The 13,242-nt window shown below is 70.3% G+C and carries 15 protein-coding genes; 2 read left to right on the forward strand and 13 right to left on the reverse strand.

Annotated elements, in window-relative coordinates:
- Positions 1-93: 93 nt before the first annotated feature.
- Complete coding sequence (locus AB0K34_RS29275) at positions 94-1,035, forward strand: DUF4097 family beta strand repeat-containing protein (RefSeq protein ID WP_364552166.1); 942 nt, start codon at positions 94-96, stop codon at positions 1,033-1,035.
- 27 nt (positions 1,036-1,062) lie between these two features.
- Here AB0K34_RS29275 and AB0K34_RS29280 read toward each other — a convergent pair whose 3' ends face one another.
- The 13 genes from AB0K34_RS29280 to AB0K34_RS29340 form a co-directional block, all read right to left on the reverse strand.
- Positions 1,063-2,697, reverse strand: coding sequence for a M28 family peptidase (locus AB0K34_RS29280; protein ID WP_364552168.1), 1,635 nt, complete (start codon positions 2,695-2,697; stop codon positions 1,063-1,065).
- 166 nt (positions 2,698-2,863) lie between these two features.
- Positions 2,864-3,328 (reverse strand): DUF2550 domain-containing protein, encoded by a 465-nt coding sequence (locus AB0K34_RS29285; RefSeq protein ID WP_138632492.1) that lies wholly within the window; start codon positions 3,326-3,328, stop codon positions 2,864-2,866.
- Between the two features lie 137 nt (positions 3,329-3,465).
- Positions 3,466-3,852, reverse strand: coding sequence for a F0F1 ATP synthase subunit epsilon (locus AB0K34_RS29290; RefSeq protein ID WP_138632489.1), 387 nt, complete (start codon positions 3,850-3,852; stop codon positions 3,466-3,468).
- Positions 3,853-3,934: 82 nt separating this feature from the next.
- Positions 3,935-5,365: a F0F1 ATP synthase subunit beta gene (gene atpD / locus AB0K34_RS29295; protein ID WP_138632486.1), complete on the reverse strand. Its 1,431-nt coding sequence runs from the start codon at positions 5,363-5,365 to the stop codon at positions 3,935-3,937.
- Between the two features lie 2 nt (positions 5,366-5,367).
- The gene (locus tag AB0K34_RS29300; protein ID WP_138632483.1) at positions 5,368-6,264 is read right to left on the reverse strand and encodes a F0F1 ATP synthase subunit gamma; all 897 of its coding nucleotides are present in this window, start codon (positions 6,262-6,264) and stop codon (positions 5,368-5,370) included.
- 5 nt (positions 6,265-6,269) lie between these two features.
- Complete coding sequence (atpA, locus tag AB0K34_RS29305) at positions 6,270-7,904, reverse strand: F0F1 ATP synthase subunit alpha (RefSeq protein ID WP_138632480.1); 1,635 nt, start codon at positions 7,902-7,904, stop codon at positions 6,270-6,272.
- Between the two features lie 68 nt (positions 7,905-7,972).
- Positions 7,973-8,794 (reverse strand): F0F1 ATP synthase subunit delta, encoded by an 822-nt coding sequence (locus AB0K34_RS29310; RefSeq protein ID WP_364552174.1) that lies wholly within the window; start codon positions 8,792-8,794, stop codon positions 7,973-7,975.
- Positions 8,791-9,348 carry a F0F1 ATP synthase subunit B gene (locus AB0K34_RS29315; protein WP_171068786.1) on the reverse strand — a complete coding sequence of 186 codons (558 nt, stop codon included), beginning with the start codon at positions 9,346-9,348 and terminating at the stop codon, positions 8,791-8,793. The genes AB0K34_RS29310 and AB0K34_RS29315 overlap by 4 nt, the downstream gene beginning before the upstream one ends.
- A gap of 32 nt (positions 9,349-9,380) precedes the next feature.
- Entirely contained in the window at positions 9,381-9,617 is a 237-nt protein-coding gene (gene atpE / locus AB0K34_RS29320; protein WP_089330861.1) for an ATP synthase F0 subunit C, read from the reverse strand.
- 100 nt (positions 9,618-9,717) lie between these two features.
- A complete protein-coding gene (atpB, locus tag AB0K34_RS29325; protein WP_138632474.1) occupies positions 9,718-10,512 on the reverse strand; it encodes a F0F1 ATP synthase subunit A in 795 nt (264 codons plus the stop codon).
- Between the two features lie 70 nt (positions 10,513-10,582).
- On the reverse strand, positions 10,583-10,807 hold the full coding sequence (locus tag AB0K34_RS29330; protein ID WP_138632471.1) for a hypothetical protein: 225 nt from the start codon (positions 10,805-10,807) through the stop codon (positions 10,583-10,585).
- An 84-nt stretch (positions 10,808-10,891) separates the two neighbouring features.
- Positions 10,892-11,308 carry a hypothetical protein gene (locus tag AB0K34_RS29335; protein WP_364552177.1) on the reverse strand — a complete coding sequence of 139 codons (417 nt, stop codon included), beginning with the start codon at positions 11,306-11,308 and terminating at the stop codon, positions 10,892-10,894.
- A gap of 244 nt (positions 11,309-11,552) precedes the next feature.
- Entirely contained in the window at positions 11,553-12,710 is a 1,158-nt protein-coding gene (locus tag AB0K34_RS29340; protein ID WP_138632465.1) for an MraY family glycosyltransferase, read from the reverse strand.
- Between the two features lie 294 nt (positions 12,711-13,004).
- Here AB0K34_RS29340 and AB0K34_RS29345 point away from each other — a divergent pair.
- Positions 13,005-13,242, forward strand: a 238-nt coding sequence (locus AB0K34_RS29345) for a hypothetical protein (protein ID WP_364552179.1), incomplete at its 3' end; no start/stop codon positions are given.

The raw sequence follows: 13,242 nt of genomic DNA on the forward strand, positions 1-13,242 counted from the left end.
CACCACCGGCTCACCGGCTCCCCACCTGGTACCGCCGCCCCGTACCGGACAGGCTGGTCATGTACGGGGCACGGCGACAACGGGAGAGACCACGTGAGGACCCTGACGGGCACGGCAGCGCTGGCGGCGGTGGCGGCGGCGACGCTGACCGCCTGCGGCAACGTGAGCTTCGGCACCGGCCACGAGGACCGCTCCTACACGGTGCCGGCCGGCGTCGCCAAACTGACGATCGCGGGGAACGGGAACCGCGTCGTGGTGACCGCGTCCGACTCCCCCGGCATCGAGGTCAACGAGCGGCTGCGCTGGTCCAACGACAGGAACAAGCCGCGGGTGAAGCACGTCACCGAGGGCACCACGCTGAAGCTCACGGCCAAGTGCGGCGGCCAGGCGATCGGGTTCGGGTCCTCCTCGTGCGGCGTCTCCTACCGCGTCCGGGTGCCGCGCTCGATGCCGGTGGAGATCGAGAGCCGGGACGGGCGGATCGACGCGTCCGGGCTCGGCGGGACGGTGCGGCTGCACACCCAGAACGGCTCGATCAAGGCGACGGACCTGCGCGCGTCCAACGTCTCCCTCAGCTCGCAGGACGGGTCGGTGCGCGTCTCCGGCCGCGTCACCACCGCCGACGTGCGCAGCGAGAACGGCTCCGTGGACGCGACCGGGCTCACCGCCGGGAAGCTGACGGTCCGCTCCGCCGACGGAAGCCTCCGGCTCAGCGGGACCGCCACCGTCGCCGACCTCCGCAGCGACAACGGCGGCATCGACGCGCAGGGGCTGACCACTGAGCGGCTCACCGCCCGCACCAGGGACGGCGGCATCGACCTGCGGCTCGCCGCGCCGCCCGCGAGCGTCGACGCCGACACCGACAACGGCTCCATCAAGCTCTGCCTGCCGCCCACCGGCGAGAGCTACGCCATCAGCGCGGCCACCGACAACGGCGGCAAGGAGATCGACCCCGCCATCCACGAGGACTCCCGGTCCGAGCGCAAGATCAAGCTCGCCACCCGCGACGGCGGCATCCTGGTCGCGCCCTACTAACCGACCAAGTAGACGACCGCGCCGGTCTCAGCGGACCTGGTAGGGCCCCTCCCAGACAGGCGCACGCCCGGACGGGATGAGCGGCAGCACCAACCGGGCGCCGCCGTTGACCGCGACCGTCGTCCGGGCGAGATGCTGGAGGACGTGGGCGACGCCGTCGGTGTTGGTGTCGAGGAGCTTGAGGTTCACGTTCTTCACCCGGTCGCAGCGGGCGTGGTAGCAGGGGTCGTACGCCTTGCCGGCCCGGCCGCCGAACGCCTTCGCCTCGGCGGCGGTCTTCACGCCCTCGGCGCCGGTCGCGATGCCGCCGGCCGGGATGCCCTTCGCGATGAACGGCCCGTAGTCGGAGCGCCCGTCGAACGCGCCCTCGACGGTCGGCAGGCGGCGGCTCTTGAAGTAGTCGCGGAACATCTTCTCGATCGCCCCGGACCCGGCGGGCGCCCGCGTCCCGGCGCCGGTGGAGCCGTCGCCGTCGTACACGCCGCGGACGCCGTTGGGCGAGCCCAGCATGTCGAAGTTGAGGTTCAGCGCGATCTTCTCCCGTTCGGACGCCCGCAGCGACTTCACGTAGTGCGCGGACCCCCGCAGGCCCTCCTCCTCGGCGCCCCACCAGGCGAACCGCACCCGGTTGCGCAGCCCGCCCTTGCCGAGCTCCTTGATCTTCCCGGCGATGGCGAGCAGCGCCGCGGCGCCGGTGCCGTTGTCGTTGATCCCCGCGCCCTCCGGGACGCTGTCGAGGTGCGCCCCGGCGACCACCACGTTGTCGGGGTCGCCGCGCTCGGTGTCGGCGATGACGTTGGACGACGACCGCTTCCCGTGGACGGCGTCGACCTTCACCCGCAGCCGCAGACCGGCCTTCGCACCCTTCCCGGCCTTCGCGCCCTTCCCGGCCTTCGCGCCCTGCGCGGTCTTCCCGCCCTTCTCGGTCTTCCCGCCCTGGGCGATCTTCCCGCCCCTGGCGCCCTTGGCGGCCTTCGCCAGCGCGGTACCCAGTTCGTGCGTGACGCCGATGACCGGGATCGCGGCGGTCTTCGACACCGTCCCGTTCACCGGCCCCTTCTCCTTCGCCGTGTTCGCGACGACCACGGCGGACGCGCCCGCCGCCCGCGCCCGCTCCGCCTTCACCGCGAACGTGCACGTGCCGCGCTGGACGACGGCGATCGAGCCCTTCGCGAAGCCGTCGAAGTCGCTCTTCTCGCAGCCGCTCGTCCCGTCGCCCTTGGCCGGGTAGTCGACGGCGACCGCGGCCGCGGTGACGTCCCCGGCCCCCGAGTAGGCGAACGTCAGGAAGTCCTTCTCCCGCTCGTAGGACTTCTTCGACGGCCCCGTCCGCGCGAACACCGCGTCGGACCTCTCCGCCCAGTACGGGTAGGTGAACTTCTGCACCTTCGGGGAGAAGCCCGCCTTGCGGAGGCGTCCGACCACGTACTTCACCGACACCCCGTAGCCCGAGGTGCCCGCCGCGCGGTTGCCGCCGTTGTAGTCGGCGATCTCCTGGAACGCGGCCAGGTGCGCCTGGACGTCCTTCAGCGTCACCAGCTTCGCGAGGTCGGGGCGTTCCGGCGCGGCGCCCGCCGCCGGAAGGGCCGCCGGCAGGAACAGCGCGGGCAGCGCCACAGCGGTGCCGGTGAGGAGGTTGCGGCCGGTGATCAGCTTGCGCACGTGCACTCCAGCGGACGAGGACCGAGCGGACCAGGAGCGATCCTGGTCCCGCGCCCCGGGCGCCTCAAGCAGCGCCGCCGCCGCCAGGACGATTCGATACCGGCGCCTTACCAGGCCATGCCGCACCGCCGCCCGCAGGGCACCCGCCGGCCCCACAAAGCGGAGCTCACTCCGGTGGGCGCAGATCCACCGGAAGTCCGGGCGGGGCCGCCTCCAGCCACGACAGGAAGCCGGTCAGCGCCTCCGCGCCCATCGCCAGCTCGACGGTCAGCTCCCCGTCCCGCACCTCGATGACGCTCACCTCCGGGAGCAGGCCCTCGGCCTCCTCCGGGCCGGGCAGCCGCCGGTTGGACACGACGAGGCCCCGGCGGTGGATCACCTGCCGGGGCCGTCTGCGGAAACCGAACACGCGGTGCCAGTGGAGCTCATCGCCCTTGTACCGGCCGATGCCGAGCCGCCACACCCCCGGAGCTCCGCCCTCCCGGGACAGTTCACGCAGGCTGCACTCCACGGTGCCGCCGCCGCGCGTGAACAACCAGCGGCGCACCGCCATGCAGACGAACAGCAGGGCAGCCAGCAGGACGAGCGCGGTGAGCGCACCGCCCACCTCCACTGCCAGCTGCTCGCCCAAGTCCCCCGCCGTCCGTCGAACTCCGGACCTCGATGTCAGACCACGATCTCAGGCCCCGACCCCAGGCTACGATCCCGGGCCACGACCCATGGCCACGATCCCGGGCCATGGTGCCGAGCCTGATCTTAGGCCCGATGTTAGGCCTCGATGCCCGCCGCGCGCAGCCGCGCCCGGGCGCGCCGCTCCGGCGTCGCGTCCTCGCCCGCCAGTTCGAGCGCCGAGTCCAGCGCCCGCCGGGCCTCGTCGACGTCGATCTCGCCGCCCAGCTCGGCCTGCTCCGCCAGCACCGACACCTTGTCGGCCGCGACCGAGAAGAAGCCGCTGCCGACCGCCGCCGTGACCGGCTCGCCGCCGTCCGCCGGCTCGATCTTCACCACACTGCCGTCCAGCAGGACGCCCAGCACCGGGGCGTGGCCCGGCAGGATGCCGAGCGACCCCTCGATGGTCTGGGCGACCACCATCTTGGCCTCGCCGGTCCAGATCTCGCGCTCCGGCGAGACCAGCCCGACCCGTAGGGTTGCCACGTCTGTTTCCTCCGAATACTGGAGCGGTACCGGCGGGGCCGCCCCCGGACGCACGGCCCGGGTGCGGCCCCGCCGGTGCGGACTACTTCTCCAGCTCCTTGGCCTTCTTCTCGACGTCCTCGATGCCACCGCACATGAAGAACGCCTGCTCGGGCAGGTGGTCGTACTTGCCCTCGGCCAGCGCCTTGAACGAGGCGACCGTCTCGTCCTTGGAGACCGTCACACCGGGCTGCCCGGTGAACTGCTCGGCCACGTACATCGGGTGCGACAGGAAGCGCTCGATGCGCCGCGCCCGCTGGACGGTGACCTTGTCCTCCTCGGACAGCTCGTCGATACCGAGGATCGCGATGATGTCCTGCAGCTCCTTGTACTTCTGCAGGATCCGCACGACCTCCTGGGCGACCTCGTAGTGCTCGTTCCCCAGGATCTGCGGGTCCATGATCCGCGAGGTGGAGTCGAGCGGGTCGACCGCCGGGAAGATGCCCTTCTCGGAGATGCTCCGGGAGAGCGTCGTCGTGGCGTCCAGGTGCGCGAACGTGGTGTGCGGCGCCGGGTCGGTGATGTCGTCGGCGGGCACGTAGATCGCCTGCATCGAGGTGATCGAGTGACCGCGCGTCGAGGTGATCCGCTCCTGCAGCACGCCCATCTCGTCGGCCAGCGTCGGCTGGTACCCCACCGCGGACGGCATGCGCCCGAGCAGCGTGGAGACCTCCGAACCGGCCTGCGTGAACCGGAAGATGTTGTCGATGAACAGCAGCACGTCCTGGCCCTGGACGTCGCGGAAGTACTCCGCCATCGTCAGCGCGGACAGCGCCACGCGCAGCCGGGTGCCCGGCGGCTCGTCCATCTGGCCGAAGACGAGGGCGGTGTCCTTGAGGACGTCCGCCTCGTCCATCTCCACCCAGAGGTCGTTGCCCTCACGGGTGCGCTCGCCGACGCCGGCGAACACCGAGGTGCCGCCGAAGTTGCGCGCGACACGGCGGATCATCTCCTGGATGAGGACGGTCTTGCCCACACCCGCGCCGCCGAACAGGCCGATCTTCCCGCCCTTGACGTACGGGGCGAGCAGGTCGATGACCTTGATGCCGGTCTCCAGCATCTCGGTCTTGGACTCCAGCTGGTCGAACGCCGGGGCCTTGCGGTGGATGCCCCAGCGCTCGTTGATCTCCAGCGACGCGGTCGGGGCGTCCAGCGCCTCGCCGAGGGCGTTCCACACGTGGCCCTTGGTGATGTCACCGACGGGGACGGCGATGGACTCGCCGCTGTCGGTCACCGGGGCGCCGCGGACCAGGCCGTCCGTCGGCTGCATGGAGATGGCCCGGATCATGTTGTCGCCCAGGTGCTGGGCGACCTCGAAGGTCAGGGTCTTCTCCTCGCCGCCGAGCGTGACCTGCACGTTCAGGGCGTTGTAGATGTCCGGGAGGGCGTCGGCGGGGAACTCCACGTCGACGACCGGGCCGATGACGCGCGCGACGCGCCCGGTCGCGGTCGCCGTCTCTACCTGTGCAGTCATTATCACTCCCCGCCAGACTCGGCGAGCGCGTCAGCGCCACCGACGATCTCGCTGATTTCCTGGGTGATCGCGGCCTGCCGCGCCTGGTTCATCTGGCGCGTGTAGACCCCGAGCAGTTCGTTGGCATTGTCGGTCGCCGACTTCATCGCCCGCCGGACCGACGCCTGGAAGGACGCCGCCGACTGGAGCAGCATGTGGAAGATGCGGCTCTCGATGTAGTTGGGCAGCAGCAGGTCGAGCGCCGCCTGCGCGGACGGCTCGAACTCGTACGCCGGCGGGACCTTGGCGGACTCGCTCTCCTCGATCTCCAGCGGCACCAGCCGCTTGACCTGGACGGCCTGGGTCAGCATCGAGACGAACTCGGTGTAGACCACGTGGATCTCGCCGACGCCGCCCTCGGCGTCGGTCTTGAGGAAGTCCTGGGTGAGCCGGCGGCCGATCTCCTCCGCGTTCGCGAAGTTCGGACGGTCGCTGAACCCGTTCCAGGTCTGCGCGACCTCCCGGCCCCGGAACCGGTACCAGGTGATGCCCTTGTTGCCCACCACGTACGGGACCGGCTCGCGGCCCTCGTCCCGCAGCGCCCGGATCAGCGACTCGGCCTCGCGGATCACGTTGGCGTTGTAGGCGCCGCAGAACCCGCGATCGCTCGTGACGATCAGGACGGCGCTGCGGGTGTCGGCCGGCTGCTCCTGCAGGAGCGGGTGGTCGATCCCCACATGGTGGCTCACCAGCGCGGTCAGGGCCTGCGTGATCTGGTCGGCGTACGGCTTGGACGCCGCCACCGCCTGCTGGGCCTTGACGATCCGCGACGTGGCGATCATCTCCTGGGCACGCGTGATCTTGGCGGTCGACTTGACCGTCTTGATCTGCTGCCGGAGTTGGCGAAGCTGTGCGGCCATCGGCGTCAGTCCTTCTTGACGCGGGTGATGGTCTCCTGCTCGACGTCCTCGGCCTCGATCGGTTCCACGGGCTCCTCGGCCAGCATCTCGCCCTCGCTGGTCTGGAAGCCCTTCTTGAACTCCGTGATGGCGTTCTTGAGGCTGGTGAGGCCGTCGTCGGAGAGCTGCCCCGTCTCGCGGATGGCGGTCAGCAGGCCGCCCTCCTCGCGCTCGATGTAGTCGAGGAACTCGCGCTCGAAGCGGCGGATGTCGGCGACCGGGACGTCGTCCAGCTCGCCGGAGGTGCCCGCCCACACGGACACGACCTCCTGCTCGGCCGGGAACGGCGCGCCCTGCGGCTGCTTCAGCAGCTCGACCAGGCGGGCGCCGCGCTCCAGCTGGGCGCGGGACGCCGCGTCCAGGTCGGACGCGAAGGCGGCGAACGCCTCCAGGTCGCGGAACTGCGACAGCGCCAGGCGCAGCGTGCCGGCGACCTTGCGCATCGCCTTGATCTGCGCGGAGCCGCCGACCCGGGAGACCGAGATACCGACGTTGATCGCCGGCCGGACGCCCTGGTTGAACAGGTCCGTCTCCAGGAAGCACTGCCCGTCGGTGATCGAGATGACGTTCGTCGGGATGTACGCCGACACGTCGTTGCCCTTGGTCTCGATGATCGGCAGGCCGGTCATCGAGCCGCCGCCCAGGTCGTCCGACAGCTTCGCGCAGCGCTCCAGCAGACGCGAGTGCAGGTAGAAGACGTCACCGGGGTAGGCCTCGCGGCCCGGCGGGCGGCGCAGCAGCAGCGACACCGCGCGGTAGGCCTCGGCCTGCTTCGACAGGTCGTCGAACACGATCAGGACGTGCTTGCCCTGGTACATCCAGTGCTGCCCGATCGCGGACCCGGTGTAGGGGGCGATGTACTTGTAGCCCGCCGGGTCGGACGCCGGAGCCGCCACGATCGTGGTGTACTCCAGCGCGCCGGCCTCCTCCAGGGAGCGGCGGACGTTGGCGATCGTGGAGCCCTTCTGGCCGACCGCGACGTAGATGCAGCGCACCTGCTTGTTCGGGTCGCCCGTGTCCCAGGCTTCCTTCTGGTTGATGATGGTGTCCACGCAGACCGTCGTCTTGCCGGTCTGCCGGTCACCGATGATCAGCTGCCGCTGGCCCCGGCCGATCGGCGTCATCGCGTCGATCGCCTTGATGCCGGTCTGCAGCGGCTCCTTCACCGACTGCCGCTGCACGACCGTGGGGGCCTGCAGCTCCAGCGCGCGGCGCTCGGTCGTCTCGACCGGGCCGAGGCCGTCCAGCGGGTTGCCCAGCGCGTCCACGACGCGACCGAGGAAGGCGTCGCCGACCGGCGCCGACAGGACCTCGCCCGTCCGCCGGACCTTCTGGCCCTCCTCGATTCCGCTGAAGTCACCCAGGACAACGGCGCCGATCTCACGCACGTCCAGGTTCAGAGCCAGGCCACGGGTACCGTCCTCGAACTCCAGGAGTTCGTTCGCCATCGCGGAGGGCAGGCCCTCGATGTGGGCGATGCCGTCGCCGGCATCGACGACGGTGCCGACCTCCTCGCGCGCGGCGGCCTCGGGCTCGTACGACTGGACGAAGCGCTCCAGCGCGTTCCGGATCTCGTCCGGACGGATCGTCAGCTCCGCCATGATTCCTCTCTTGCTCCCTTAAGGGTCGGCTTTACCGGCACTCGGCGTTGGAGCCAGCTCTACCGGCCTCAGCCGGCGCCGAGCCTCCGGCGGACGTCGTCCAGCCGTCCGGCGATCGTGCCGTCGATGATCTCGTCCCCGATCTCGATCGACAGTCCGCCGATCGTGCTCGGGTCGAGCTCGATGTTCAGGTGTACTTCGTGTCCGTACGCGGCGGCGAGCACCTCGGCGAGCCGCGCCCGCTGCCGCGCCGACAACTCGGTCGGCGTCCGCACCAGCGCGACCAGCCGCCGCCGGCGCTGGGCGACGAGCTTGCCGAACTCGGCGAGCCCGCCTTCCAGGCTACGTCCTCGCGGGCGCAGCACGAGCTCGGTGACCAGCGTCAGCGTGGCCGGCGTGACCTTGCCGTCCAGCAGCGCGTTGAGCAGGCCGAGCTTGCGGTCGTCCGGCAGGCCCGGACCGGCGAGGGCGGAGCGCAGCGCGACCTCCCCCTCGACGACCCGGGAGAACCGGAACAGCTCGTCCTCCAGGTCGTCGATCTGCCCGTCGGCCTCGGCGCGGGCGGCCTCGGCGGTGACCGCGAGGGTCTCCACCGCGTCCGCCAGCTCCGACGGCTTGGACCAGCGCAGCCGGACGACGTCGGCGACCAGCCCGAGAGCGGCCGGCGACACCTTGCCCTCCAGCAGGATCTGGACGAGCTGCGCCTTGTCGGCACCGTCCCGCGCCGGGTCGGACACCGCCCGGCGCAGGCCGTGCTCGCGGTCGATCAGGTGCAGCACCGCGAACAGGTCGGCGCCCAGCCCGGCCAGGTCGGCGGAGGGAATGACGGCCTCCAGCCGGGTCCTGGCCTCGGCGAGCGACGCCCTGCTCACCGCTCCCGTGATGGTCATGATGTGATCTGCTCCTGCGTGCGAGCGCGGCTCTCCAGCTCCTCGAGGAACCGGTCGACGACCCGGCTCTGCCGCGCGCTGTCCTCAAGGGACTCGCCCACGACGCGACCGGCGAGGTCGACCGACATGGCGCCGATCTCGGCGCGCAGCGACTGCAGCGCCTGCTGCCGCTCGGCCTCGATCTGCTTCTTCGCGTCCTCGACGATCTTGCGAGCCTCCGCCTGGGCCTTCTCCTTGGCCTCGGCGATGATCTGCGCGCCCTGCTCCTCGGCCTTGCGCCGCTCGTTGGACGCCTCGACCGCGGCCGCCTTCTGCTGGGACTTGTACTGATCGAGGACCTGCTGGGCCTCTTTCTGCGCCTGCTCTGCCCGCTCGAGGCCGCCCTCGATCGCCTGGGTGCGCTCCTCCAGCGTCTTCTGCAGACGCGGAACGAGGATGCGCCCCAGGACGATCATGACGACGAGGAACGAGAAGATGCCGACGACCAGCTCGTACGGGTGCGGGACGAGAGGGTTGTTCTCCTCCGCCGCTAGGACGGAAGCTGCTGTGATCATGTCTGCAGCCCTTCCTCAGTTGGAACCCGTGGTCAGATGCCCTGGAAGATGAAGGGCGCGACCAGACCGATGAGGGCCAGCGCCTCGGTGAGGACGAAGCCCAGCAGCATGTTGGTGCGGATGACGCCGGTGAGCTCCGGCTGGCGGGCGATGGCGTTCACGCCCTGACCGAAGATGATGCCGATGCCGATGCCCGGGCCGATGGCCGCGAGGCCGTAGCCGATCGAGGTGACGTTGCCTTCGACTGCGGCGAGGACGGCTCCCGTCATGGGTTCATTCCTTTTCTGTCGGCCGGCGGAGGCTCCGCCGGTCTGGGCTAACGAGGGTGTCTGGACGAGCCCGGCACCGGAGCGCACGGACTCCGGGGGTCTAGTGGTCCGCTTCGAGGCCGCTCTGGATGTACATCGCGGCGAGCATCGCGAACAGGAACGCCTGCAGGAACTGAATCAGCAGTTCCAGCGCGGTGAGCAGGATCGTGACGATGACGCCGACGATGCCGACGCCGAAGCCGAGCGCGGTGGGCTTCTCGAAGAGGAACCAGAAGCCGACGAGGCTGAAGAACGCCAGGATCGTGTGGCCGGCGAACATGTTGGCGAAGAGCCGGACCGCGTGGGTGAAGGGCGCCAGGATGAACGTCGAGAGGTACTCGATCGGCACCAGCAGGAAGTAGACCGGGAGCGGCAGGCCCTTGGGGATCATGTTGGTGAAGTACTTCACCGGGCCCTGGTGCTTGAAGCCCAGGTACACCTTGACGATGTAGACGAACACCGCCAGCACGATCGGGAACGCGATGTGCGACGCGACCGGGAACTGGATGATCGGGATGACCGCGAAGATGTTCCAGAACCAGATCAGGAAGAACAGCGACATGAGCATCGGCATCCACCGGTCGGTGTTCTTGCCGAGGAACGGGCGGGCGATCTCGTCCCGCACGAACATGTAGCCGATCTCACCGATGTTCTGCATGCCGCGCGGCACGAGCTTCGGCTTGGCGAACGCCGTCCAGAACAGGCCGCAGACCACCAGCGCGCCGACGACCGCGAAGACGACGGGCTTGGTCAGCCACTCCGGGCCGCCGGCGAACAGGGGCGGGAAGTCGAACAGCTCCGGGCCCGGGGCTTTGAACTCGTCTCCCCCGGTGGCGAGGACCGTCAGCGCGTTCACGCGGCGTTCCCTTCATCAATGTGGTGATGTTTCACGAAGGCTTCCTCGGCGGCTTCCTCGGCGGGGCCGCTCAGGAGGAGTGGCTGCCGTACTTCAGGTAGACCAGGTAGATGGCGAGCCCGGCACCGATGATCAGGCCGATGGGGATCAGCCAGGTCTGGTGCGTCCATTCGGACAGCAGCCACCCGATGCCGCCCCAGATGATCATCCCGGAGAGAAGGTAGCTGGGCACGGACCAGGCGACGTCGGCGAATTCCCGCTGGCCGTCCTCCGGCCGGGGCTTCTGCTCGCTCATCGCGCTCCGGACGATAGCAGGCCACCCGTGCGGTGGTCATATTGGAGTAGTCCCGGGGGCCCGGCACCGTCCGCGAGGCGTGCATCACGGACTCCGGTCCAGGACGTTCTCGGGTTCGTCAATGTAGGGCCTCCGCTGCAGCACGACCCGGAACTCGGCGGCGATCCAGAGCAGCGCGAGCCCGATGACCGTCCAGCCGAACACCTTGGTGTCCCAGATCGAGACGCCGTCCATCGTCGTGACCAGCACCATCACCGCGAGGATCTTCACCATGTAGCTGGCCAGCGCGGCCAGCATCATCGTCTGCGCGGAGTACCGGGCGGCCCAGGAGACCACCAGGGCGCTGATCGAGAAGAAGGCGATCACCACGACGGAGCCCAGTGCCGCCGCCAGAGCGCCCTTGGCGCCGGCGGCCAGCAGGCCGATCAGCACGGCGCCCACCCCGACGACCGATGTCGGGATCGCTGCGCCGCGGAGCATCCGAGCGTCGGAGGTTTGCATGAGGGCTCCGGCTGGTCACGGTCAGTGGTCGTTTCTTGTTCGTGAAAGGTATCACAAGCGTCCGGATTGTCCACAATTACCCTAGAGGTAATGCGAATGCGGGGCCGCGGAGGCCGCCGCCGGTCACGCTCGCACCTGGACTTTAGCCCAGCTCAGGGCCTGCTTTTACCACATCGGGCAACGACGTGCCGGGGCCTGTGTACCGCCTGCGGCCGCGTCCGGCCGGGAACGGGGCGTGACCGGGTCAGACCCGCATCGGCGGGCGGCGGACCGGCTGGTCGCCGGCGCCCCCGTCGTCCGCGACCGGCTTCTTGCGGCCCGGCTTGCGGAGCATCAGCACGACGCCGGCGACCGCGACCAGCAGCGTCACCCCGAGGGTGATCCACGCGGCGTCGAACAGCGCCAGCCCGACCAGCCCGGAGGCCAGCAGCCCGACCCAGAAGTACATGATCAGCACGGCCCGGCGGGTGGAGTGGCCGAGCTGCAGCAGCCGGTGGTGCAGGTGCTGCTTGTCCGGGGAGAACGGCGACCGGCCCTGGCTGGTGCGCCGCAGCACCGCGAGCAGCATGTCCATGAACGGGACCGCGGCCACCGCCGGGATCAGCAGCACCGGGACGAAGAACGGGAACAGCCCGTTGGCGAGGACGGCCGGGTCGAACTGCCCGGTCAGCATGATCGTGGACGCGCTGAGCAGCAGCCCGATCAGCATCGAGCCGGTGTCGCCCATGAAGATCTTGGCGGGGCTGAAGTTGTGCGGCAGGAACCCCGCGCACATCCCGAACAGGACCGCGGCGATGAGCGTCGCGCCCGTCAGCGTGGTCAGCCCGTTGGACTTCGACAGCAGGTAGGCGTAGGAGAACAGGGCCAGCGCGGCGATCCCGACGACGCCCGCGGCGAGGCCGTCCAGGCCGTCGATGAAGTTCACCGCGTTGATCGTCGCGACCACGACGAAGACGGTCAGCGGCACCCCGTAGGCGGGCGGCAGCGACAGCGACTCGCCGGTCGGCAGCGGGATCACGTAGATCTGGATGCCCTGCATGATGAAGATCCCGGCGGCCGCGACCTGCCCGGCGAACTTGGTGAGCGCGTCCACCTCCCACCGGTCGTCGGCGATGCCGATCAGCACGATCAGCCCGCCGGACAGCAGCAGCGCCTTCGCCACGCTGATGTCGCCGTCCGAGAGGACCTTGCGCATCTCCGGCAGACCGGTCGCCACCACCAGCGCCGACACCATGCCGCCGAACATCGCCAGGCCGCCGAGCCGGGGCGTCGGGATCACGTGCACGTCGCGGTCGCGGGGGACGGCCTGCGCCCCGAACCAGACGGCGAACCTGCGCACCGAGGGGGTCAGCAGGTAGGCGACGAGGGCGGCGACAAGGATCGTGAGCAGGTATTCCCGCACTCGCCTGCGCCCCCTTCACCGATCGCCGCCGCCGTGGTACCCCGTCCGGCGCGCCCCATCCACGTGACCCGTCCACATGAACCGTCCGCATGGGCCCGTCCACATGGCCCGTACGGCCCGTCGTCTCCGTTAGACGAACGATCCGGCGGATGTGTTCGCGCCGCGACCGACCAACTGTAGACCCACTCGGCCGCCGTCCGCTGCCGATCGGCCCGCGCGAGTCAGCGCGGGCGAACGGCCTCCCGCACCCCCCGGACCGGGCGGAGGCGGTGCGCGCAGAGTATCCCGGTTCCGATGATCATCAGCGCGAGCCCGCCGAGGCAGGTGTTCCCCAGCGAGAACGCCCACAACCCGCGGCCCGCGACCTCCTCCCCCGCGTCGGCGGCGACGGCCAGCAGCCCGGCCGCGACCAGCGCCGCGCCGGCCCGCCGGCGCGGCGGCCAGCCACAGCGGCGGCTCCATGATGCCGCGCCGCTGCACGAGCTCGGCGACCTCCTGGGCGGCGTCGCGCTTGCCGGTGCCGTCCGGGCCG

The organism is Actinomadura sp. NPDC049382, assembly GCF_040677125.1.
Classification (GTDB): domain Bacteria; phylum Actinomycetota; class Actinomycetes; order Streptosporangiales; family Streptosporangiaceae; genus Spirillospora; species Spirillospora geliboluensis.